This is a genomic window from Asaia bogorensis, assembly GCF_900465345.1.
In the GTDB taxonomy this organism is placed as follows: Bacteria; Pseudomonadota; Alphaproteobacteria; order Acetobacterales; family Acetobacteraceae; genus Asaia; species Asaia bogorensis_A.
In genome coordinates this window covers 287,947-310,072 of record NZ_UEGO01000031.1, presented here as the reverse complement: position 1 = coordinate 310,072, position 22,126 = coordinate 287,947, and the positions used below count along the sequence as shown (strand labels likewise).

Genomic DNA, 22,126 nt, shown 5'->3' with positions numbered 1-22,126 from the left:
TTGAGCGACGCTGAACGCCATGCTGCTCGGTTGACCGGGGCAAGGGCGCGCCTTATCTCATTTCCCGCGTGGACAATCCCGATCCGGCTTCGGCGGATGTTTCGCGTGACCGCCTTGACCGATCGCCGCCTCTCAACCGGGCGAATTCATTCGGTGCAGGCGGGTCGGGATGATCCGCACTCCAGTTCGCGGTCCTGCTTCTAGCGGACCAGTTCGCCAGAAGGACAGTCATGTTCGCTCGTATTGCCCGCGCCATGTTCGGCACCGCCAATGATCGCTCACTGAAGGGCTATCAGAAGCGCCTGCCTGAAATCAACGCGCTTGAGCCTGCCATTCAGGCTCTCGACGATGATGCACTGCGCGCAAAGACCGAGGAATTCAAGGGCCGTATCGCCGGAGGTGAGAGCCTCGACAAGATCATGCCCGAGGCCTTCGCCGTGTGCCGCGAGGCATCGCGCCGTGTGCTCGGCATGCGTCATTTCGACGTTCAGCTCGTAGGCGGCATGGTGCTTCATTCCGGCCGTATCGCTGAAATGCGCACAGGTGAAGGCAAGACGTTGGTAGCGACGCTTGCTGTCTATCTCAGTGCGCTGGCCGGTAAGGGCGTGCACGTTGTGACGGTGAACGACTATCTGGCCAAGCGCGATGCCGAGGAGATGAGTAAGCTCTACAGCTTCCTTGGCCTGACCACGGGTGTGATCATTCCCAATTTGTCGGACGATGAGCGCCGCGCTGCCTATGGGTCGGACATCACCTACGGCACGAACAACGAATTCGGCTTCGATTATCTGCGCGACAACATGAAATACACGCTGGAAGAAATGGTCCAGCGTCCTTTCTATCATGCGATCGTCGACGAGGTGGATTCTATCCTGATCGATGAGGCGCGTACACCGCTCATCATCTCCGGCCCTGCCGATGACAGTTCCGAGCTGTATCGTGGGGTGGATGACGTGGTGGTTCAGCTCGTCAAGCATCCCGAGGCCTTCGAGCGGGACGAGAAGCTGCGTACGGTCATCCTGACCGAACAGGGCTCCGACATGGTCGAGGAAATGCTGCGTGAGGCCGGCGTCCTGCATGAGGGCGGCCTTTATGACGTGCACAACATCGCCGTCATGCACCACGTCCAGCAATCCCTGCGTGCCCACACGCTTTTCGCTCGCGATGTCGAATATATTGTCCGTAGCGGCAAGGTGGTCATCATCGACGAGTTCACGGGCCGCATGATGGATGGCCGTCGTTATTCCGACGGGTTGCATCAGGCACTTGAAGCCAAGGAACACGTTGAGATCCAGCCTGAGAACCAGACGCTGGCCTCGATCACCTTCCAGAACTATTTCCGCCTCTATCCCAAGCTTTCGGGCATGACCGGCACGGCCATGACCGAGGCTGACGAGTTTGCCGAGATCTACAAGCTCGATGTGGTCGAGATTCCCACCAATCTCCCCGTCGCGCGCAAGGATACGGATGACGAGGTCTACATCACGGCTCGCGAGAAGTTCGAGGCCGTGGCGAACCTGATTCAGGATGTTGCGAAATCAGGGCAGCCGGTGCTGGTGGGGACGACCTCCATCGAAAAGAGCGAGCATCTCTCCAACCTGCTCAGCTCCAAGAAAATCCCTCATTCTGTGCTGAACGCCCGCTTCCATGAAATGGAATCGCAGATCGTGGCACAGGCTGGTGCGCCGGGTGCCATCACCATTGCCACCAACATGGCGGGACGTGGCACGGACATCAAACTCGGCGGCAATCTGGATATGCTGATCCGCCAGAGCCTCGAGAAGATCGAGGATGAGGCAGCGCATGAAGCCGAGATCCTCCGTCTGCGTGAGGAAATCGCGGTCAATCATGGCAAGGTCAAGGAACTTGGCGGCCTGTATGTGATCGGTACCGAGCGCCATGAGAGCCGCCGTATCGACAACCAGCTGCGTGGCCGTTCAGGCCGTCAGGGTGATCCGGGGGCATCACGCTTCTTCCTGTCGCTCGAAGACGACCTGATGCGCATCTATGGCGGCGAGCGCATGGGCGCGTTCTGGACCAAGCTGGGCATGAAGGAAGGCGAGGCCATTGTTCATCCCTGGCTGAACAAGGCGCTCGAGCGTGCCCAGAAGAAGGTTGAAGCGCGCAATTTCGACATGCGCAGGAACGTCCTGAAATACGACGACGTCATGAACGATCAGCGCAAGGAGGTTTACGCCCAGCGCCGTGAATACATGGCGATGGACGATGTGTCGGGTATCCTGCAGGAACTGCGCGAGCAGAGCATCGAAGAGATGGTCCATGCCCGCGTGCCCGAGAAGGCCTTTGCCGAACAGTGGGAAAGCGAGGCGCTCGAGGCCGATCTGCTGTCGCTGCTCAACCTGACCCTGCCGATTCGCGAATGGGCGAAGGAAGACGGCATGGATGCCGATCTGATCATCCAGCGTGTGGAAGAGGCTGCCACGCAGGCGCAGGCCGCACGCTCGGCCAATATCGGCCCTGAGATCATGCGTCATATCGAAAAACAGGTGCTGCTCACCTCGTTTGACGGGGTGTGGAAAGAGCATCTTCACGCGCTTGATCAGCTGCGTCAGGGCATCGGCCTGCGCGCCTATGGTCAGCGCGACCCGCTCAACGAATACAAGCACGAAGCTTTCCAGCTCTTCACCGCCATGCTGGACGACATGCGTATCCGCGCCACCTCGACCATGTCGCGCATCGAGGTGGTCCAGCAGGCCGATCCGTTCCCTGGTTTCGATGGTCATGCCGGTTTCGAGGGGCAGCAGATCTTTGCCTCCTCCGATGAGGGGGCCTCATCTGCCGGGCTTGAGCCGCGGCAGGTAGGCATGCAGCCGGGCGGGGTGTTCCAGGCCCCGTCAGCCATGGGCATGAATGTGCCCGAGGCCGAGGGTGGCTATGCGCAGGAAACCCCGCGCAACGCGCCCTGCCCGTGCGGGTCGGGCAAGAAGTTCAAGCATTGTCATGGCCGTCTGGCCTGAAGAAGAACGAACAGTTATACGGTTTAGGAGGCTCTGATGGCCGGTCATTCGCAATTCAAGAACATCATGCATCGCAAAGGTGCGCAGGACGCCAAGCGTGCCAAGCAGTTTGCGAAGATCCTGCGTGAAATCACGGTTGCTGCGCGCTCGGGCCTGCCTGATCCGTCATCCAACCCGCGCCTGCGCGCCGCCATGATTGCGGCACGTGAAGCCAACATGCCCAAGGACAATGTCGAGCGCGCCATCAAGAAGGCCAGTGGTGCCGGTGGCGGTGAGGATTACGTGGAAGTCCGCTACGAGGGCTATGGCCCGGCGGGTGTTGCCGTGATCGTCGAGGGGCTGACGGATAACCGCAACCGTACCGCGAGCGAAGTGCGTGCTGCGTTTTCCAAGCATGGCGGGTCGATGGGCGAGAGCAACTCGGTGTCCTTCATGTTCCAGCGTCTGGGGGTCGTTACCTACCCGGTTGCCGCGGCTTCCGAGGAAGACATGCTGGATGCGGCCATTGAGGCGGGTGCCGATAATGCCGAGCTCACGGCTGATGGCCACGAGATCACCTGTGCTATGGAAAACCTCTTTGCCGTGCGTGATGCGCTCGAGGCGCGTTTTGGCGAGCCGAGCTCGGCCAAGCTCGACTGGCGCCCGGAAAACACCGTGACACTGGATGAGGAAAAGGCACGTTCCGTGCTCAAGCTCATCGACGTTCTGGAAGACAATGACGACATCCAGGCCGTCTATGCGAATTTCGACATTCCCGACGACGTTGCCCAGGCACTCGCTGCTTGATCCGTCTGCTCGGTATCGATCCCGGCCTGCGTTTCATGGGCTGGGGGCTGATTGATGTCGAAGGCAACCGGCTGCAGCATGTCGCCTCCGGCGTAATTGCCACGGATGGCGCCGAGTCTGTGCCGCTGCGCCTGTGCGAGCTTCATGGTGCCCTGCAGAAGCTGATACGCGATTACCAGCCTGCCGAGGCGGCGGTTGAGGAAACATATGTCAACCGCAACGGGGCCTCGACACTCAAGCTCGGTTATGCGCGTGGTGTCGCCTTGCTGACTCCGGCCTATGAAGGGCTGCCCGTGGCGGAGTACGGCGCCATGATGGTCAAGAAATCCGTTGTCGGCACCGGGGCCGCCACGAAGGAGCAGGTGACCATGATGGTCAAGCGCCTGCTGCCGGGTGCGGTCATTCACAAGGCCGATGCATCCGATGCGCTGGCGGTGGCGATCTGCCACGCCCATCACCGGGAGACGGCGCGGCAGGTCATGTCTGGCAGGCGGATGGCCTGATCGGGTTTGCGGCCTGACTGGTAACAAGACAACAGGGCTCGGGCCAGGGTGCCATGACGTGTGAAGTGAGGTGGGCATGATCGGGCTACTGACAGGTATCGTGGCAAGCACGGATACGGATCGCTGTATTCTCGACGTCAATGGCGTGGGCTATCTCGTTTCGGCGTCGAGCCGGACTCTGGCGAATCTGCCTGCGGCCCCTGAAAAGACACGATTGCTCATCGAGACCTTGGTGCGCGAGGACGCGATCCAGCTTTTCGGCTTCCTGACTTCGGATGAGCAGGAATGGTTCCGTCTGCTGACCACGGTTCAGGGTGTCGGGGCGAAGGTGGCGCTGGCCATCCTCTCTGTGGCGACACCGGGTGATCTGGTCCTGTCCATCAGCGCTGGCGACAAGGCGGCGCTGACCCGTGCGGCGGGCGTTGGTGCCCGTCTGGCCGAGCGCATCGTGACGGAACTCAAGAGCAAGGTGGGCAAGATGCCCGCAGGCGGCGCGACTGCTGTCGGGCGCAGCGTCACGGGCAATGCAGGCTCTGTGGAAAGTGATGCGTTGCAGGCACTGGCCGGTCTTGGTTTTCGCCGCGCCGAGGCCTGGCCCGTGCTCAGCCGCATTCTGGTCGAGCATGAGGGGGCAACGCTGGACAAGGTCATTCGTCTGGCGCTCAAGGATCTGGCGCGATGACGCAAGGCATGGGCCGGTCAAATGAGACCAGTGGCAGGGGAATGGGGGCAAGAGCATGAGTGACACGGATAGAGGCCCGCTGACCCCTGAGCGTCGCATGGAAGATACCGATCACGGTTTGCGTCCCCAGACGCTCGATGACTTCACCGGCCAGCGCGCCAGCCGCGAAAACCTGTCCGTCTTCATCCAGGCGGCCCGCAGCCGGGGCGAGGCGCTGGACCATGTCCTGCTGCACGGGCCACCGGGCCTCGGCAAGACCACGCTGGCACAGATCGTTGCGCGCGAGCTTGGCGTAGGGTTCCGTGCCACATCGGGGCCGGTGATCCAGCGCGCGGGTGATCTCGCAGCCATTCTGACCAATCTGCAGCCCAATGACGTGCTGTTCATCGACGAGATCCATCGTCTGCAACCCGCCATCGAGGAAGTGCTCTATCCAGCGATGGAGGATTTCCAGCTCGATCTGATCATCGGCGAGGGGCCGGCCGCTCGCTCGGTGCGTATTGATCTGGCGCCTTTTACCCTTGTCGCGGCCACGACGAGGGCCGGACTGCTTGCAACGCCGTTGCGCGACCGTTTCGGCATTCCTCTGCGGCTCGTGTTCTACACGCCCGAGGAACTTAGGCTGATCGTGTCCCGTGGGGCTGCCAAGCTGGGCATGAACCTGACTGAGGAGGGCGCGGAAGAGATTGCGCGGCGCTCACGCGGTACACCGCGTATTGCGGGCAGGCTCCTGCGACGTGTGCGTGACTTTGCCGTTGTGGGTGCACCGCATGACCGGGCCATAACCCGTGTCATGGCTGATGCGGCCCTTACACGGCTGGAAGTCGATTCGGTGGGGCTGGATGCCATGGACCGCCGCTATCTCATGCGCATTGCCGAGCATCATCATGGTGGTCCGGTTGGTGTCGAGACCCTGGCCGCCGCGCTGGCTGAGGCGCGTGACACCCTCGAAGATGTGATCGAGCCTTATCTGATTCAGGAGGGGCTTGTCCTGCGTACATCGCGTGGTCGCATGTTGGGCGAGCGTGGCTGGACCCATCTTGGCCTCACGGCGCCGGCCTCGGCCAATGCCGCACAATTTGATCTGCTGAGGGAGAACGATGAAAGCCCATAAGGTCGGTTACCGTATCTATTACGAAGACACGGATGCTGGGGGCATTGTCTATCATGCCCGCTATCTCGCCCTCGCAGAACGTGCGCGCACCGAGGCGCTGCGCATGGCAGGAACGCCTGTCTCGGTCTTGCAGGAAGAGACCGGACTCGTCTTTGTGGTGACAAAACTCGCTATTGAGTATCATCGGCCACTGCGTCTGGATGACTGGGCGGAGATCACGACGACGATTGATTCGGTTGGGCCTGCACGTTGCCAGTTGCGTCAGATCGTGTCGTGTGGCGACATGCACGCCGCCACGCTGACAGTCGAGCTGGCATGCATCATGCTGGACTCCGGGCGGCCTGCCCGAATTCCGCCGCGATGGCGTGCATCCCTGGAGGCATTGTCGAGCCCGACCTGAGGACAGGCGGCATGTGATAATGCGTGACGATTCGGGATAGGCGCGTATGAGGCATGCACTGTATAGGCGTGACGCAGAACGAAGCCTCAGGAGGTTTTTTTGGATCGAGCGGTAAATGCGGCTGACCTTGGGGCCGCCGCTTCTGGGTTGTCACCGTTGGACTTGTTCCTGCATGCATCCATCGTGGTGCAGCTGGTCATGGTGGGGCTGATCTTGTGCAGCGCCTTCGTCTGGGCCGTGATCATCGAGAAGATCATCCTGATTCGCCGCGTCAATCGCGAGGCGACAGAATTCGAGGATCGTTTCTGGTCCGGTGGCAGCCTGGAGGATCTTTACGATTCCGACGGCGCAAAGCCGCTCCACCCGATGGCTGCCGTCTTCGGTGCGGCCATGGGCGAATGGCGCCGCTCCGCCCGCATCACCGGGATCGATCTGGCGCGCGGTGGTGTGCGTGATCGCGTGGATCGCGCGATCAATATTACGGTTGCCCGTGAAATGGATCGGCTGAGCCGACGCGTGGTGGCTCTCGCCACTATTGGTCCCGTTGCCCCGTTTGTCGGTCTGTTCGGCACGGTGTGGGGCATCATGCACGCCTTCGGTTCGATCGCGGCCATGCACAACACGAACCTCGCTGTTGTGGCCCCCGGTATTTCCGAAGCCCTTTTTGCAACGGCAATCGGCCTCGTTACAGCAATTCCGGCCTATGTGGCCTACAACGTGACCAGCTCTGCCCTTGATCATTTCGCCGAGCGCATGGATGCGTTCGGTACCGAATTTGCCGCGATCCTGTCGCGACAGTCGGAAGAGCGGAGCTAAGACCCATGGGCATGTCTGCAGGGGGCGGCCCCGCACGCGGCCGCAGGCGACGCCCGGCGTCGGAAATCAACGTCACACCGCTGGTGGACGTCATGCTTGTGCTGCTCATCATCTTCATGGTGACAGCCCCCATGATGACGAGCGGTGTGAACGTGGATCTCCCCAAGACCGATGCCAGCCCGCTCAATGCTGATACCAAACCCATAACGGTCTCGATCAAGGCCGATGGTGGGACCTATCTGGGAGATGACCCGGTTTCGGCCGACCAGCTCGTCGCCCAGCTTCAGCAGGCCGCACAGAACGACAAGGAGCATCGCATCTTCGTCCGCGCTGATGCTCATATCAATTACGGACAGGTGATGGACATCATGGGGAAGATTACCTCAGGTGGCTTCACGCACGTGGCGCTGCTCGCCCAGCAGCCCGCCGCGGGCCAGTAACCAGAGGAGAAGCAGCCTTGCTGCGTCCCCGTCGGTCCGATGTCCGGCGCTTCCGCTACGCGCTGGGAGCGTCGGTTGCAGCGCATGCGCTGTTCATCGGCTTCCTTCTCGTGCGCTTGCCCATGAGCAAGCCGCCCGAGCCCCCCGAMCCCCCGCCGATCGAAATGGCGTTCGAGGATTCCGGTCCTCCTGCCACGCCGCACAAGGCGGACACGCCAGCACCCAAACCGGCACCGGCGCCTGCGCCCACACCGACGGATGCACCGCCGGCACCGACGCCGCCTACGCCTCAGCCTGTGGAAGAGCCGCCGCCGCCTGCACCGCCGCCGCCGCCCATTCCGCCCCCGGCAGAAAGCAAGACTCCACCGCTGCCCGACGTGAAGACGCCGGAGAAGATGGTCGACGACTCGGCTGAGCCAATCAAGGCCTCACCGCCCAAACCGTCTCCGCCATCCGCGTCGAAACAGGTCGCGCCGCCTTCACCGCAGACGCAGCCAGTGGACAAGCTGCCTGAAACGCCGACGTTCTCGCACATCACGCAACCCAATGCGGCGAAGAAGACGCAGGCGGACTCGCATTCCCTGCTCGCCACGCTCGATGCCATGCGCGCGGACCAGAAGCAGACGCATCCGCCCAAGGTGCGCGCCAACCCGCAGCAGGGTGGTGCGCCCAACGGGGGAGGGGCGCCGAATGGCGACATCACCAATGCGCTGAGTTCTGCCCAGCAGAAGGCGATTGGTGGCTCCGTGCGTCGTTGTTATTCGGAAGATACCGAAGCGCGTAATTATGCCTCATTTAGCGCGCATCTGATCGTCACCGTTGACGACAAAGGCGTGGCAAGGATGGCGCGTTTCGCTCCAGACACTTTGGCAAAGGCAAATGCCGACCCAGCCTACCGGGCATTGGCGGAGCGTGCGCAAGCTGCTGTGTTGAGTGCGACCTGCTCGAAACTCCCTATCCCTCCAAACCTTTTGGGCAAGACACACGAACTCAAATTCGTGTTCAGACCCTGAGGTTTCCCAGTTCATGACCTTCCCAGAGCGTAAGAGACTCGAATTCATGTCACGCGATACGTCCCGTTTCGATAGGCCCCTGCTGTCCGACGACCAGGCGCAGAGCCTCTCCTCCCTGTTCTCACGACGCTCGGTTCTCGGCGCGTCCATAGCTGCTGGCGGTTTGCTGGCCACGCCGATTGGCGCCTTCGCGCAGAATGCCGCAGGGGGCGCACCGGGTGAGGCGGAAATCACGGTCGATCAGGCTCGTACAGCGCCTATTCCCATTGCTATCCCGTCTTTTGGTCCCGGGCTGGGTGAGCAGATCACCAGTGTGGTTTCGGCCGATCTCGACAGCTCCGGCCTGTTCACGATCCTGCCCGGCTCCCCTGGCACGCCGGATTTTGCGGCGCTCAAGGCGCAGGGTGCACGTGCCGCGGTCACAGGAAGTGCCGCGGGTTCGAGCAGCACGCGCGTCGAGATGCGTCTGTGGAACGTTCTGACGGGTGAGCAGATTCAGGGAACGGCCTATACGGCCTCAGCTGGCAACTGGCGCCGCATTGCCCATACGATCGCTGACGTGATCTATGAGCGCATGCTGGGTGAGAAGGGCTATTTCGATACGCGCATTGCGTATATCGCCCGTACTGGCCCGCGCCATCACCAGATCACGCGTCTTGCGGTGATGGATCAGGACGGCGCCAACAGCCATATGCTGACCTCAGGTCAGTGGCTGACGCTCACACCGCGTTTCAATCCGGTGCGCGACCAGATTGCGTTCATGTCCTATGCGAATAACCGTCCGCGCGTTTACACGTTCGATCTCGGTTCGGGCAGCCAGCGTATGCTGGGTGAATTCGAGGGCATTTCCTTTGCCCCGCGTTTCTCCCCCAATGGCAGCCAGGTCGTGCTCTCGGCAACGCGAGGTGGCGGGTCGGACATCTTTGTTGTCGATCTTGGCTCGGGCTCCAAACGTCAGATCACCAATTCCGGTGCGATTGATACGAGCCCGTGCTTCAGCCCTGACGGCAGCCAGATCGTGTTCAATTCCGACCGTGGTGGATCGCCGCAGCTCTACATCATGAGCGCTTCGGGCGGCGGCGCGCGTCGTATTTCATACGGTCATGGCACGTACGGGTCGCCGGTCTGGTCGCCCCGTGGTGATGTGATTGCCTTCACCCGTATTGCCAATGGTCGTTTCTCGCTTGGTGTGATGGGGCCGGACGGAACGGGAGAGCGCATCCTGACCGAGGGCTTTACAGTCGAAAGCCCGACCTTCTGTCCGAATGGTCGCGTGATCGCCTTCTGCCGTCAATCGGCAGCCGGGGCAGGGGGCGCCGGGTTCTCCAGTGGAATCGGCACGATCGACATTACCGGATTCCATGAGCGTCCCGTGCGCACCAGCACGGGCGCTTCTGATCCGGCCTGGTCGCCGCTTCAGGGCTGAATAAGGCCGTGAGGCTGTGTCTCTGATGCCCTTTTTTGTGGCGTCGGAGACACTAATTCTGAATTTCTAATGAAATCAACGCGACTTGGTGCGCGATGGTAGTCATGCCGCTTGACCGCGCTTCGTGGGAATGAGTATGGCCGATCTTGGTCGTCGGGATCGGTAAGGCCCAATGGTTATGGTAACCAGAAAGCAAAACGGGAACTCCGACCTTCGTAATTAGTTGTCGTCACGCTTCCTGGTCCCGGATGGGGACTATATTCAGGGTTGGCAAAAATGAATTTCAAGCTTCTCGGTGCGCTTGGCCTTGCAGTCGTTCTGGCTGCATGCTCGGACGAATCAAACAAGGGTGCATCGACCGGTGCAGGCGCAACGGCTCAGGAAACCGGCGCTGCGCCCGGTAGCGAAGCCGATCTGGTCGCCAATGTCGGCGATCGCGTCTTCTTCGACCTGAACCGCAACACGCTCTCCAGCGATGCGCAGGCAACTCTGGACAAGCAGGCAGCATGGCTCGCCCGCTACCCGCAGGTCAGCGTCGAAATCGCTGGTAACTGCGATGACCGTGGCACGGAAGAGTACAACATTGCGCTCGGCCAGCGTCGCGCGAATGCAGCCCGTGACTATCTGGTTGCCAAGGGCGTTGCTCCTTCGCGCATCACGACGATCTCCTACGGCAAGGACCGTCCGACCGCCGATGGTGACGACGAGCAGGCATGGGCTCAGAACCGTAACGCGATCACCTCGGTCAAGTAATCGGTTCGAGACTGCCGGGTTGTTCCTGGTTCTGACCTGATTTTTCATGTCGGCACTTCGATAACCTGCCAACTCTGACGATTGATTCTCCTCTGTGTCTTGCAGGGGATGAATGCGGATCTGGCGAAACCGGCTGGTGCTTTGGCATCAGCCGGTTTTGTTTTATGGAACGTCTGAATTACAAGTTCTTTTGAGCTATACGGTGAGGGATCATGCGCGGCATGATGCCAGCCATCACGATCTGACCGAAGGATGCGCCATGCGCGGTGCCCGAGTTTCCCGCTTCCTCATTCTCTCAACCGTCGCCGCTGCAACAGGGCTGGGGCTCTCACCTGCACAGGCTCAGGTCACGAGCCGCGAGGGTATCGCGCTGCAAAACCAGATCCAGCAACTCTCGCAGCAGCTTCAGCAGGTGCAGTCCAGCGCGGCATCTGTGCCGGTGAGTGGCAATGCCGCGCCCGCCGTCAGTTCGGGCAATGGCGATCTCGTCTCCCAGCTTCTGCAGCGTGTTTCGACGCTTGAGAACGAAAATCGCGAGATGCGTGGCGAGCTTGATCAGCTGACCAATCAGGTCCAGACGCAGAATGCGACGCTGACCAAGCAGATTGGCGATATGCAGTTCGCCGCGCAGAATGGAGCCGGTGGCGCTGCGGCAGGCGCTGCATCCAGTGCCGGTGCCATGACTGCGCCAGCCACTTCCAGTGCGCCACCCGCAGCGCCCGCGGATAAACCGGCGACCGCGCTGGATCTGCTCAAATTCGGTCAGGCTGCCCTGAAGAGCCGTGACTATGCCACGGCACAGAGCAACGCTGAGCAGGCGCTGAAACTGGCCAAAACGGCCAATGGGAAGCTCGAATCCCAATTCCTGCTCGCCCAGTCTCTCGCGGGGCAGAAGCAGTATCGCGATTCCGCTGTCGCCTATTACGACGCTTATAATCGCTCCCCCAAGTCCACGCGCGCGCAGGAAGCCCTGCTTGGCGTCTCCGCCTCCATGCTGGCAATGGGCGACAAGAACTCGGCCTGTCAGGCCCTGCAGAAGCTCGATTCCGAGTTTCCTTCGCCCACACCACGCGTGAAGGCTGCCGTCACGAGCTTCAAGGGCCGTGCCAACTGCCACTGAACGGGCTGATGCCTGAAGCTGAAACTGCGGACCGGCCCTCCCATCCGGGCGCAGGGCCCATCGCGGCAGGGGAGTTTGCGGCCCTCATGCAGGGCTTCGGGGCTTTTCCATCCGATGAGCCCCGCTTTCCACTCGGTGTCGCAGTTTCGGGTGGTGCAGATAGCCTCTGTCTTGCCTGGTTGCTGCGACGCTGGCGCCGTTCCATCAGGGCGTTTGTCGTCGATCATGGCTTGCGGCAAGACTCTGCAGCCGAGGCTGCGCTGACAGCGTCCAGACTTGCGGCGCTCGCTATCCCCGTGAGCGTTCTGCGCATTAAGGCGCTTGATGGCACGCGACGATTGCAGGAGACCGCAAGGGCGGCCCGTTATCAGATCCTCGCCGAGGCCTGCGCCGCTCATGGTATCCTCGACCTTGCATTGGGGCATCACGCCGGCGATCAGGCAGAGACCTTCCTTATGCGCAAGGCGCATGGAAGCACACCCTATGGCCTTGCTTCCATGGCGTTCAGTCGTGAGACGCCGCATCTGCGCTATCTTCGCCCTCTGCTGTCGATTGCGCCGGAAAGGCTTCGTGCAACGTTGCAGGCGCAGGATATAGAATGGGTGGAAGACCCCAGTAACCAGAAGCGATGCTTCGAGCGTGTTCGTATCCGGCAGGATATGGATGCCGCAACGCGGTGTGATACGCTGGTCGAGGCAGGCACATACGGAACTCTACGCAACAGGCGATCGGAAGCCGCGGCGCGTTGGCTCGCCTCGATCCGTCTTGATCCTGCCGGGTATGCCGTCATGACGGCTTTGCCCGATGACCCGGCCCTCCTGGGGCAGATCTGGCAGATGATATCTGGCGCGGCTTATCCTCCTTCTCCATCAGATCTGGCCGGATTGATCGCGTCGCCGCGTGCGATGACGCTTTCAGGAGCCATCCTGTTCAAGGCTGGGCGGTATGGCGAGGGGTGGATACTGGCACGCGAGGTGGCGGCGATCCGTGCGCAGTCAGCCTTGTGTCAGGGGCTCTGGTGGGACCGGCGATTCAAGGTGCGGGGTGCGCCGATGCAGCCTGGGCTGAGTGTCGGCGCCTTGGGACCGGAATCACGCCGCTATCGTCACCATTCATTGCCCTCTCGAGTGCTGGCCGCCCTTCCGGCCTTATGGCGAGGGGGCAGTGTCGTGGGTGTTCCGACGCTGGGTGAGGGCATTTCGCAGGACTGGCCTGATTTCGAAGTCGCGTTTGAGCCTGCCGTGAGCCTGAGTGACCGGTCAAGTTGGCCAGAATACCGGGAAACCGTGAAAACTTGATCGTCAGGGGGTGGGAACGTCCCCCTAAATGCTTATGTTATGAAAAAGATTAGCGCTGTTGTCGGTTCAGGGCAGCAGACGGGGCCACCGACGCCGACGTCTCTCCCTGGGGGCACGCCGGTCGCATGGCCTGGCACCTGTTATTTGGAAACAATAGAGACCGTGATGAACAATTTTGGCCGCAATCTGGCACTCTGGGTGATCATCATCGTTCTGGCGTTGTTGCTCTTCCTGGCGTTTCAGCCCACGGGAAGCCAGCACGCGGCGCAGCAACTCGCCTATTCCGATTTCGTGACCGATATCGATGAAGGCAAGGTGCGCTCTGTCGTTGTGCAGAACCAGAACATCACAGGCACCTTGAAGGACGGTACGTCTTTCGAGACCTATGCGCCGGTTGACCCTGGCCTCGTGCCACGGATGACAGGCAAGGGCGTGGAGGTTGTTGCCAAGCCGCTTGACGCAGATGGCAGCCCCATCCTGCGTGCCGTCACGAGCTGGCTGCCGATGATCTTCCTCCTGGGTATCGGTATCCTGTTCTTCCGGCAGATGCAGTCTGGCAGTGGCCGGGCCATGGGCTTTGGAAAGTCGCGTGCTCGCCTTCTGACCGAGAAACAGGGACGCGTCACATTTGACGATGTAGCTGGCATTGACGAGGCGAAAGCCGAGCTTGAGGAAATTGTCGAGTTTCTGAAGGACCCGCAGAAATTCACTCGCCTGGGCGGCAAGATTCCCAAAGGCGCGCTGCTCGTTGGCCCTCCGGGCACGGGTAAGACCCTGCTTGCGCGTGCTATCGCCGGTGAAGCCAACGTACCGTTCTTCACGATCTCCGGCTCGGATTTCGTCGAGATGTTTGTGGGTGTCGGTGCTTCGCGTGTGCGCGACATGTTCGAGCAGGGGAAGAAATCGGCGCCGTGCATCATCTTCATTGACGAAATCGATGCCGTTGGCCGTCACCGTGGCGCAGGTCTGGGCGGCGGCAATGACGAGCGCGAACAGACCCTTAACCAGATGCTGGTCGAGATGGACGGCTTCGAGAGCAATGAGGGCGTGATCCTCATCGCGGCCACGAACCGTCCGGACGTGCTCGACCCTGCCTTGCTCCGCCCCGGTCGTTTCGATCGCCAAGTTGTGGTGCCGAACCCGGATGTTGCAGGGCGTGAGAAGATCCTGCGCGTCCATATGCGCAAGGTACCGCTGGCTTCGGATGTTGATCCCAAGGTGATTGCCCGTGGTACGCCGGGATTCTCCGGTGCCGACCTTGCCAATCTGGTCAACGAGGCCGCTCTGCTCGCTGCCCGTCTGGGCAAGCGCACCGTGGCGATGCTCGAATTCGACAATGCCAAGGACAAGGTTCTGATGGGCGCTGAACGTCGCTCACTGGCCATGACCGAGGACGAAAAGAAGAAGACAGCGTACCATGAAGGCGGTCATGCTATCTGCGCCCTGCTGACCCCAGGTTCCGATCCTATTCACAAGGCGACAATCATTCCGCGCGGTCGCGCGCTCGGTATGGTTCAGATTCTCCCGGAGGGTGATCGTCTGAACATGAGCCGGACCCAGCTCAAGGCGCAGCTCGTACTGGCCATGGGTGGCCGTGCTGCTGAAGAGATCATCTTCGGCGCCGAGAATGTCGAAACCGGTGCCTCAGGCGACATCAAGATGGCGACGAACTATGCCCGCCGCATGGTCACTGAATGGGGCATGAGCGAGAAGCTCGGCATGGTTGCTTATGGGGATAATGGTCAGGAGGTATTCCTGGGCCACTCCGTGACGCAGAACAAGAACGTGTCCGAACAAACCGCAATGGAAATCGATCGCGAGATCCGGGTTCTGATTGATACCGCCTATCAGCAGGCTCATGCACTTTTGCTGGAGCATATCGACGCGCTTCACCGGGTTGCGAAGTCGCTTCTCGAATATGAGACACTCTCCGGTGATGAAGTCGCCCGCGTGCTGCGTGGTGAGGAAATCACCCGTATTGAGGTCGATGACGCAGCCCCTGAAAACCGCCGTTCCTCGGTGCCGACGGTTAAGGCCAGGCCCGCCGGGACCACGGAAACGCTTGATCCGTCTCCCCAGGCCGGGTGAGGGTTCCAGCAGGTTGGGAAAGGGGGCGCAAGCCCCCTTTTTTCGTATCACACGCTGTGCTTGAAGAACCTCACGTCTCGCGCAGATGCAAGTGACAGGAAGGGCAATCATGAGCAAGCAATCCAATCCAGGCCGCAAGCTGTTCGGCACTGATGGTATCCGCGGCAAGGCTAACAGCTTTCCGATGACGGTAGACGTCGCCCTACGGCTCGGTCAGGCAGCGGGTCTCTACTTCCGGCGCGGTGCCCATCGTCACAGTGTTGTACTCGGCAAGGATACGCGCCTCTCAGGTTACATGATCGAGAGCGCGCTCGTTTCCGGCTTCTTGTCAGCAGGCATGGATGTCATTCTGGTTGGACCTTTGCCGACACCGGCGATTGCGATGCTCACACGCTCCCTGCGCGCCGATCTGGGAGTGATGATTTCCGCCTCCCATAATCCGTTTGGCGATAACGGTATCAAACTGTTTGGCCCGGATGGATTCAAGCTGTCTGACGACGTCGAGGCCGAGATCGAATCTCTCATGGATCAGGATCTCACGGATCAGATGGCGTCTCCTGAGGAGGTAGGACGTGCGTCGCGCCTCAATGACGCAGCGGGACGCTATATCGAGTCGGCGAAGGCGGCCTTTCCAAAGGGATCGCGACTTGATGGCCTGCGTATCGTACTCGATTGTGCGAATGGAGCGGCCTATCGCGTCGCCCCCGCAGCGCTGTGGGAACTGGGTGCCGAGGTCATCAAGATCGGGTGCGAACCCAATGGTGTGAACATTAACGCGGCTTGTGGCTCGACCCACCCCGAAACCTTGCAGAGTGCGGTGCTCGAAAACGAAGCCCATCTCGGCATTGCACTCGATGGCGATGCAGATCGTCTTATCATCGTGGATGAAAAAGGGCAGATCGTGGATGGCGATCAGATCCTTGGCCTGATTGTGCTTTTCCTCAAGAAGAACGATCGTCTGGGCAGCGATGATGCTGTAGCAACAATCATGTCCAATCTGGGTCTTGAGAAGAAACTCGCTCAAAACGGGATCACCCTGCATCGCACCGCGGTTGGTGACCGTTATGTCGTGGAAAAAATGCGTGAGTTGAACATCAGGCTTGGCGGCGAACAGTCAGGCCATATGATCCTGTCTGACTTCGCAACCACCGGTGACGGACTGATTGCTGCGTTGCAGGTCCTCGCCGTGTTGGTGGAAGACGGACGACCGGCCAGCGAAGTTCTCCGCGTATTCGAGCCCTATCCCCAGTTGCTTCGCAATGTCCGTTATCAGGGAGGGGATCCCCTTTCAACCGAGTTGCTTGCCCACGCAAAACGCTCGGCGGAGGAGCGTCTTGGCAGTACGGGCCGTCTTGTGCTGCGCAAGAGTGGTACCGAGCCACTTATCCGTGTCATGGCTGAAGCAGAGGATCCAGGTCTCGTGGAGGAGATCGTCACCTCGATCTGTGATGCCGTGCATAAAGCGGTAGCTGTCTGATGAAAGGCCGGGTGCTGATCGTTGCTGGCAGCGATTCCGGCGGCGGTGCCGGTATACAGGCCGATATCAAGACCGTCACTGCCCTCGGGGGGTTTGCCATGACCGCCGTGACAGCAATAACGGCGCAGAATACTTGCGGAGTAAGCCGGATCGACTACGTGTCGCCTGAGATGGTGGCAGAGCAGATGACGATGGTTCTCGATGACCTCGGCGCGGATATCATCAAACTCGGTATGCTGGGAGAGGCGGCAATCATGTTGGCCGTGGCAGAGGTGCTGGCGAGATATCCGGCGATACCCTGTGTCATAGACCCGGTGATGGTTGCGACGAGCGGCGCCAGACTCATGACGGCCGAGGGTGAAACTGCGCTGTCACGACTGTATGGCCGCTGTCTCATGCTGACGCCAAATCTGCCTGAACTCGAGGTGCTGAGTGGCAGGAAACTCTCGACGGAGCGTGAGATGGCTGAAGCAGCGAGGGACCTCAGTGAAAAGTATGGTATTCGCTGGGTACTTGCAAAAGGAGGCCACCTGAGTGGGCGGAACGTGACCGACATTTTGATCGGTAGCGGCACCTCGCGCTCTTACACCGATACGCGCCTGGAAACACTGCATACGCATGGAACCGGATGCACGTTATCCAGTGCCATTGCTACGTATCTCGCGCAGGGCTACGACGTTGAGCAGGCCGTCGAGCATGCGCGTTTTTATGTCAGGCAGGCTATCCTGCAAGCCCCCGTATTCGGCAAAGGGACCGCCCGTCCCATGAATCATCTCCCGAAGTCAGGGTAAGGATTGCAAGACTTCCGGGTGATGCAGGACTTGTTCTGCCGCGGGCATCGCCGGCATGGGCTTGATCTCGTCGCGGAGAACATAGCCGCGGCCCCACACGGTACCGATCATCTGACCTGCACCGAATTGCTGTAGTTTCCTGCGCAGCTTGCAGATGAACACATCTATGATTTTCATTTCCGGTTCGTCGATACCACCGTAGAGATGATTGAGGAAGGCATCCTTTGTCAGGACATTGCCGCGCCTTAGGACTAACAGTTCAAGTATGGCGTATTCCTTGCCGGTAAGTTGCACCGGATTACCATTTACAGAGGCGCTCTTGGCATTCAGATCGAGCGAGAGGGGGCCGACCGTCATGATCGTTGTGCTGAAGCCTCTGGAACGCCGCAGTACTGCCTGCAATCGCGCCATCAATTCTTCCGTGTCGAATGGCTTCGTGATGTAGTCATCTGCTCCGGCATGGAGTGCCTTTATTTTGGCTTGGGCACGTGTCATGGCGCTGAGCACAATAATCGGGGTCTGAATTTGTGTCTTGCGTACCCGTCGGATTACCTCATAGCCCTCAAGGTCTTCGAGTGTCAGTTCCGTCAGGGCCAGATCATAGTCGTAATGGCGCAGCATATCGATTGCTTCATGCCCGCTATGTGCATGATCAACAGTAATACCGCCCTGCTTGAGTGTTTTGATGAGCGCTTGAGCCGTGGCTTGGTCGCTTTCCGCAAGAAGGAGGCGCATCTCGTCAGTCTCCAGGGTTGATGATGGCTAATTACTACCTAAGGTTGCTGTCGGCAAGAAAAATACTTTCTCGCGTCTGAAACATTTCTTCCTAATGGTAACGAGTCTTTAACGGATTAATCTTACAGTTTCTTTGAAAGACTAATTTCTGTTTTTCCTGATTTTTCGGACAAATATGGGGTTCTTTCAACCCCAAGAACATTTTTAAAACACTAACATATGCCTATTTAACGACGGTTAACGAGCTATGACTTGAGATTGTCTTTCCTCGCGTTCGGCAATCGAAAGAATGCGCGTACAGGTTGTATTCCTTAGTCAGCACGCTTCTCTCTTTTGAGAATCTGCAGATTTCTGACCGCATGATTCGCTCGTATTTGTCGCACGCGAGCGACGCTGCGAATGTTTCGGTCAGAGAATTGAAGCGATCGTAAGCGCCTACAGGCCCGCAATGAAAAGTGAGTACTGTGCAGATACGAAAAAGCAGCCGGCTCCAGAGGTGGCACGAGATGATGGATCGTGCTCAGGCGTTGACAGCGGTTCTCCGCCGAGAGACCGGGGTCAGGCGGGATCGTCGCAATGCAGAAGCTGTCATTGTGAATGCCGAGCGTAACGTGTTGGCATCCGATGATGAGGACAGTGCGGTAGAGGGATTCGTGAACTGGCTTCCTGAAGCCCGGGCGGCAATCGATCGGGCCAGGCTGGCCGAACGTGAGGTCGCGATAGATGTCGCCGTAGCGTATCAGGCTTATATACAGGCGAAGATGGCAGTCACGCGATCATTCTCCACCGAGGAAGTGCCTGCTACCTGCGAGCCTGAAGAGACGAATCAAGGCGGGGAGACACCTCTGGATAAGACCCACAGAGAGCTGTGAAGGCTGCCAGAGAGGGTCACACACGCGTTGGATCGGTCAGGTTTCTGTCAGTTTTCGGTGCCATGGCGTTGGTGAGGCGTCATGGCGTCCGGCTTATGAAAGGCCAGTGTCTGCCCAGGGGCTCGTGCCGATCACCACACAGGCAACGGGGTGTGTCGAATCGCGAAGAAACGACAGATAAGTAGGACCGTCCTCATCAAACAGATCAGTCTGTGCGCTGAGCGTGGCGCTGATCACACCGGCTTCGCGTTTTGCCAGGGTTTCGGCCGCATGGCCGAGAAGGCGTTGCACAGCCTTTTCGAGAGCCTGGAAGAGGTCGATATCTTTTTCGGCAGCTGTGCCAAAACGGGCGGCCATCGTCTTCCAGTCTTCGCATGTAATAAAGGCTGGCACGCCGTTTGGCGGGGTTGTTCGTTCGGCACGCAGGAGGCGTCCTGCCTGTGCATGGCCGAGAATATCGGCCTCCGGCAATGTCGCCGGATCGAGTGCAAATTCCTTCATGACATTGTCGCTCTGGTGCAGTGGATCAGCAGGGTAACGTGTTGAGTGCGATGCCTTGCTGCGTACTCAACACGTCTGTTCAGTTGGCCTGACCTGGCGCCTGGCTGTCGGCCTGACCGGGGGGGGCACCCATGGCCTGCATGAGCGCGGTGACCTGATCGGGATGGGCGTGGAACAGAGCAATATTTGCGGGGTTGGGTGCTGGCAGTCCAGCGGGCAGGGGCTGGCCATTGGTTGCCGCTACGGTCATGCCAAAGGCCGTCATACCCATCACAAAACTCTCGGGGGTGAAACCGTGAGTGCTCAGGATGGCAGGCAGACCCGGGATGGATTGCATATGGGCGATCGTCGCGCGCAACGACATCTGGGTGGAATTGGGCGGTCGGATATTGGCCGCCTGGAGCGCCTGCACGGTCTGGGCTGCACGCGGCATGAAGTCGGCAGGCAGGGGATAACCCAGCCCTGCCTCGATATCCTGCCTCATTTCGGGCGGGATGCTCTGCTGGCTCTGCGCAACAGAGGGCGCGTTCTGCGCCAAGGCGTTTGTTGCAAGCAGAGAAGGTGAGGCGCTAAGCACGAAGCCTAGCGCGGCGAGTTTTGTCAGGTGCATTTTCATCATACCCACGCCCCCTTGCGCATCAGCGGTGTCGCCGTGCCATCCTCAGCCAGACCATCGAGGTCGATCTTGTCCGAGCCGATCATCCAGTCGATATGGATCATGCTTGTATTGGCACCGCGGGCAGCGAGCATTTCAGCCGAGGCCCCTTCAGTGTCGAACAGGCATTTGGTGTAGGCCTGACCAAGCGCAATATGGCTCGAGGCATTTTCATCGAACAGCGTGTTACGAAACAGGATGCCGGTGTCCGAGATGGGCGAGGCATGAGGCACCAGAGCCACTTCGCCAAGACGGGCGGCACCTTCATCTGTTTCCAGAATCCGGCGCAGCGCATCTTCTCCCTTGCCAGCATGGGCCTCGATGATACGCCCCTCAGCAAAGCTCACGCGGATTTCGTCGATCAGCGTGCCTTGGTGGAAGAGCGGCTTGGTGCTTGAAACGTGTCCGCTCACCCGATGGCTGTGAGGCGTTGTAAAGACTTCTTCGGTCGGGATATTCGGGTTGCACTCAATCCCGTTTGTCGTGCGCTCGGCACCGCCCGCCCAGGCATGACCATCCGCAAGACCCACAGTCAGATCCGTGCCGGGGCCGGTGAAGTGCAGGGCATGAAAGCGGCGCTCATTCAGCATCGCCGCCTTGGCATGCAGGGTTGCATTATGCTGCTTCCAGGCAATGACAGGATCAGCCGCATCCAGTCGGGACGAGGCAAATATGGCGTTCCAGAGTCGGTCCTGCGCTTCTTGCGTCGGCAGATCGGGAAAGACCTGCGCCGCCCAACTCGCTGTTGCATAGGCAACAATCGTCCAGTTGGTGTCAAAGCGCGTGATGATCTCCATGGCCTCACGGCTGGCACGCGATGCAGCGCGGCTTGCGCGCGACACACGGGCCGGATCCTGCCCGTTGAGCAGGGTCGGGTTACTGCCGGTAATGGCCAGGCGCGCAGCACCTTCCCGGTAAGCCCGTGCTATGCCATCCGCCATCCACTGGGCGCTCTTGTCGAGGCTCTCATCGGAGGCAAAGCGATAGCGTGCCAGCGTTGCCTCATCATCGGCATATTGCGTGGTGACGAGGCTCGCGCCGGCGCGATAGGCGTGCTCGGTGATGCGGCGCACCAGCGAGACGGCCTCCAGCGGCGCGGAAATCACCAGCTCCTGGCCGGGCTGAAGATTCAGCCCGATACGAACGGCAACTTCGCCGAGTCTGTCGAGACGCTCGGTGAATGGGAGGGTGGCTTCAGACATCACGTTTCTCCTGCGGGGCGAGCCTTTGTTCGACTCCGGGGGCAACGCCCTGCTCACTTGAGGTGAGGGGCTCCTGATCGAACGAGATTACTCGCCAAATGTCTCGGCATGATGGGCGCGACGCGGCGCACGACGCTGGCGTTCGTTGCGCTGCGTCTTGTCCTGCGTCGCGGGTTTGTCATTGCGTGGCGCGGTACGGATCTCGACCTCGAGCTCGCGGATACGACGTTGCACACTTTCCTTCAGCGAAGGCGATGTATGCGGCTTCATTGTGGCGAGCGTTTCCTTGAGGTCACGCAGTTGCTTCTGCTTCTCGGCCAGATTGCGCCGGATGGGTTGATTGTCTGAGAGCTGTCCTGTGTACGAACGCATCGTGAAATCTCTTTATCTGCCCGGTCAGCCCGGGACTCGTTTTTCGGCATGGAACCAGACCGACGACTCATCGCGCCGGGCCAGCCCCGTCATGTGAAGGTCAG

The 22,126-nt window shown here is 60.0% G+C and carries 22 protein-coding genes; 17 read left to right on the top strand and 5 right to left on the bottom strand.

Going from position 1 to position 22,126, the window contains the following annotated elements:
* The first annotated feature begins 230 nt into the window (after positions 1-230).
* The 16 genes from secA to thiD all read left to right on the top strand — a co-directional run bounded on the left by secA (position 231) and on the right by thiD (position 17,685).
* Entirely contained in the window at positions 231-2,978 is a 2,748-nt protein-coding gene (gene secA / locus ED655_RS11625) for a preprotein translocase subunit SecA (RefSeq protein ID WP_122050268.1), read from the top strand.
* A 36-nt stretch (positions 2,979-3,014) separates the two neighbouring features.
* Positions 3,015-3,764, top strand: a complete 750-nt coding sequence (locus tag ED655_RS11620) for a YebC/PmpR family DNA-binding transcriptional regulator (protein WP_122050267.1) — start codon at positions 3,015-3,017, stop codon at positions 3,762-3,764.
* Complete coding sequence (gene ruvC, locus ED655_RS11615) at positions 3,761-4,267, top strand: crossover junction endodeoxyribonuclease RuvC (RefSeq protein WP_122039817.1); 507 nt, start codon at positions 3,761-3,763, stop codon at positions 4,265-4,267. The genes ED655_RS11620 and ruvC overlap by 4 nt, the downstream gene beginning before the upstream one ends.
* Before the next feature lie 76 nt (positions 4,268-4,343).
* Positions 4,344-4,949: a Holliday junction branch migration protein RuvA gene (gene ruvA / locus ED655_RS11610; protein WP_122050266.1), complete on the top strand. Its 606-nt coding sequence runs from the start codon at positions 4,344-4,346 to the stop codon at positions 4,947-4,949.
* Positions 4,950-5,004: 55 nt separating this feature from the next.
* A complete protein-coding gene (ruvB, locus tag ED655_RS11605) occupies positions 5,005-6,063 on the top strand; it encodes a Holliday junction branch migration DNA helicase RuvB (RefSeq protein WP_122050265.1) in 1,059 nt (352 codons plus the stop codon).
* Complete coding sequence (locus ED655_RS11600) at positions 6,050-6,463, top strand: YbgC/FadM family acyl-CoA thioesterase (protein WP_122050264.1); 414 nt, start codon at positions 6,050-6,052, stop codon at positions 6,461-6,463. Before ruvB ends, ED655_RS11600 begins: the two co-directional genes overlap by 14 nt.
* 147 nt (positions 6,464-6,610) lie before the next feature.
* Complete coding sequence (gene tolQ, locus ED655_RS11595; protein WP_369794225.1) at positions 6,611-7,279, top strand: protein TolQ; 669 nt, start codon at positions 6,611-6,613, stop codon at positions 7,277-7,279.
* Positions 7,280-7,284: 5 nt separating this feature from the next.
* Entirely contained in the window at positions 7,285-7,719 is a 435-nt protein-coding gene (gene tolR / locus ED655_RS11590) for a protein TolR (RefSeq protein WP_023978580.1), read from the top strand.
* A gap of 17 nt (positions 7,720-7,736) precedes the next feature.
* A complete protein-coding gene (locus tag ED655_RS11585) occupies positions 7,737-8,732 on the top strand; it encodes an energy transducer TonB (protein WP_122050263.1) in 996 nt (331 codons plus the stop codon).
* Positions 8,733-8,778: 46 nt separating this feature from the next.
* Positions 8,779-10,158 carry a Tol-Pal system beta propeller repeat protein TolB gene (gene tolB / locus ED655_RS11580; protein ID WP_122050262.1) on the top strand — a complete coding sequence of 460 codons (1,380 nt, stop codon included), beginning with the start codon at positions 8,779-8,781 and terminating at the stop codon, positions 10,156-10,158.
* A gap of 276 nt (positions 10,159-10,434) precedes the next feature.
* Positions 10,435-10,911, top strand: coding sequence for a peptidoglycan-associated lipoprotein Pal (gene pal / locus ED655_RS11575; RefSeq protein ID WP_023978578.1), 477 nt, complete (start codon positions 10,435-10,437; stop codon positions 10,909-10,911).
* Positions 10,912-11,170: 259 nt separating this feature from the next.
* Entirely contained in the window at positions 11,171-12,031 is an 861-nt protein-coding gene (locus tag ED655_RS11570) for a tetratricopeptide repeat protein (RefSeq protein ID WP_122050337.1), read from the top strand.
* A gap of 8 nt (positions 12,032-12,039) precedes the next feature.
* Complete coding sequence (gene tilS, locus ED655_RS11565; RefSeq protein ID WP_122050261.1) at positions 12,040-13,329, top strand: tRNA lysidine(34) synthetase TilS; 1,290 nt, start codon at positions 12,040-12,042, stop codon at positions 13,327-13,329.
* A 165-nt stretch (positions 13,330-13,494) separates the two neighbouring features.
* Positions 13,495-15,417: an ATP-dependent zinc metalloprotease FtsH gene (gene ftsH, locus ED655_RS11560; RefSeq protein ID WP_122050336.1), complete on the top strand. Its 1,923-nt coding sequence runs from the start codon at positions 13,495-13,497 to the stop codon at positions 15,415-15,417.
* A gap of 109 nt (positions 15,418-15,526) precedes the next feature.
* Positions 15,527-16,894, top strand: coding sequence for a phosphoglucosamine mutase (gene glmM, locus ED655_RS11555; protein ID WP_122050260.1), 1,368 nt, complete (start codon positions 15,527-15,529; stop codon positions 16,892-16,894).
* Positions 16,894-17,685: a bifunctional hydroxymethylpyrimidine kinase/phosphomethylpyrimidine kinase gene (gene thiD / locus ED655_RS11550; protein ID WP_122050259.1), complete on the top strand. Its 792-nt coding sequence runs from the start codon at positions 16,894-16,896 to the stop codon at positions 17,683-17,685. The genes glmM and thiD overlap by 1 nt, the downstream gene beginning before the upstream one ends.
* Here thiD and ED655_RS11545 read toward each other — a convergent pair.
* Positions 17,677-18,420: a response regulator transcription factor gene (locus ED655_RS11545; protein WP_122050258.1), complete on the bottom strand. Its 744-nt coding sequence runs from the start codon at positions 18,418-18,420 to the stop codon at positions 17,677-17,679. The two genes, thiD and ED655_RS11545, sit on opposite strands and share 9 nt — an antisense overlap.
* Before the next feature lie 506 nt (positions 18,421-18,926).
* On the opposite strand from ED655_RS11545, the gene ED655_RS11540 reads away from it, so the two are divergent.
* Positions 18,927-19,292 carry a hypothetical protein gene (locus ED655_RS11540; protein WP_122050257.1) on the top strand — a complete coding sequence of 122 codons (366 nt, stop codon included), beginning with the start codon at positions 18,927-18,929 and terminating at the stop codon, positions 19,290-19,292.
* Between the two features lie 93 nt (positions 19,293-19,385).
* Here ED655_RS11540 and ED655_RS11535 read toward each other — a convergent pair whose 3' ends face one another.
* The 4 genes from ED655_RS11535 to ED655_RS11520 all read right to left on the bottom strand — a co-directional run bounded on the left by ED655_RS11535 (position 19,386) and on the right by ED655_RS11520 (position 22,022).
* Positions 19,386-19,793, bottom strand: coding sequence for a hypothetical protein (locus ED655_RS11535; protein ID WP_122050256.1), 408 nt, complete (start codon positions 19,791-19,793; stop codon positions 19,386-19,388).
* Positions 19,794-19,872: 79 nt separating this feature from the next.
* Positions 19,873-20,412: a hypothetical protein gene (locus ED655_RS11530; protein ID WP_240993634.1), complete on the bottom strand. Its 540-nt coding sequence runs from the start codon at positions 20,410-20,412 to the stop codon at positions 19,873-19,875.
* Positions 20,409-21,650 (bottom strand): aminopeptidase, encoded by a 1,242-nt coding sequence (locus ED655_RS11525; protein ID WP_122050255.1) that lies wholly within the window; start codon positions 21,648-21,650, stop codon positions 20,409-20,411. The genes ED655_RS11530 and ED655_RS11525 overlap by 4 nt, the downstream gene beginning before the upstream one ends.
* Before the next feature lie 87 nt (positions 21,651-21,737).
* Positions 21,738-22,022, bottom strand: a complete 285-nt coding sequence (locus ED655_RS11520; protein WP_122050254.1) for a hypothetical protein — start codon at positions 22,020-22,022, stop codon at positions 21,738-21,740.
* Positions 22,023-22,126 lie beyond the last annotated feature (104 nt).

Bases quoted from the DNA above. Each gene is read 5' to 3' on its own strand.
- ED655_RS11540 (WP_122050257.1), top strand. From the start codon at position 18,927: ATGATGGATCGTGCTCAGGCGTTGACAGCGGTTCTCCGCCGAGAGACC.
- pal (WP_023978578.1), top strand. From the start codon at position 10,435: ATGAATTTCAAGCTTCTCGGTGCGCTTGGCCTTGCAGTCGTTCTGGCT.
- ED655_RS11570 (WP_122050337.1), top strand. From the start codon at position 11,171: ATGCGCGGTGCCCGAGTTTCCCGCTTCCTCATTCTCTCAACCGTCGCC.
- ED655_RS11525 (WP_122050255.1), bottom strand. From the start codon at position 21,650: ATGTCTGAAGCCACCCTCCCATTCACCGAGCGTCTCGACAGACTCGGC.
- thiD (WP_122050259.1), top strand. From the start codon at position 16,894: ATGAAAGGCCGGGTGCTGATCGTTGCTGGCAGCGATTCCGGCGGCGGT.
- ED655_RS11620 (WP_122050267.1), top strand. From the start codon at position 3,015: ATGGCCGGTCATTCGCAATTCAAGAACATCATGCATCGCAAAGGTGCG.
- ruvA (WP_122050266.1), top strand. From the start codon at position 4,344: ATGATCGGGCTACTGACAGGTATCGTGGCAAGCACGGATACGGATCGC.
- ED655_RS11600 (WP_122050264.1), top strand. From the start codon at position 6,050: ATGAAAGCCCATAAGGTCGGTTACCGTATCTATTACGAAGACACGGAT.
- tolB (WP_122050262.1), top strand. From the start codon at position 8,779: ATGTCACGCGATACGTCCCGTTTCGATAGGCCCCTGCTGTCCGACGAC.
- ED655_RS11520 (WP_122050254.1), bottom strand. From the start codon at position 22,022: ATGCGTTCGTACACAGGACAGCTCTCAGACAATCAACCCATCCGGCGC.
- ftsH (WP_122050336.1), top strand. From the start codon at position 13,495: ATGAACAATTTTGGCCGCAATCTGGCACTCTGGGTGATCATCATCGTT.
- ED655_RS11545 (WP_122050258.1), bottom strand. From the start codon at position 18,420: ATGCGCCTCCTTCTTGCGGAAAGCGACCAAGCCACGGCTCAAGCGCTC.
- ruvB (WP_122050265.1), top strand. From the start codon at position 5,005: ATGAGTGACACGGATAGAGGCCCGCTGACCCCTGAGCGTCGCATGGAA.
- glmM (WP_122050260.1), top strand. From the start codon at position 15,527: ATGAGCAAGCAATCCAATCCAGGCCGCAAGCTGTTCGGCACTGATGGT.
- tolR (WP_023978580.1), top strand. From the start codon at position 7,285: ATGGGCATGTCTGCAGGGGGCGGCCCCGCACGCGGCCGCAGGCGACGC.
- secA (WP_122050268.1), top strand. From the start codon at position 231: ATGTTCGCTCGTATTGCCCGCGCCATGTTCGGCACCGCCAATGATCGC.
- ED655_RS11530 (WP_240993634.1), bottom strand. From the start codon at position 20,412: ATGATGAAAATGCACCTGACAAAACTCGCCGCGCTAGGCTTCGTGCTT.
- tilS (WP_122050261.1), top strand. From the start codon at position 12,040: ATGCCTGAAGCTGAAACTGCGGACCGGCCCTCCCATCCGGGCGCAGGG.
- ED655_RS11535 (WP_122050256.1), bottom strand. From the start codon at position 19,793: ATGAAGGAATTTGCACTCGATCCGGCGACATTGCCGGAGGCCGATATT.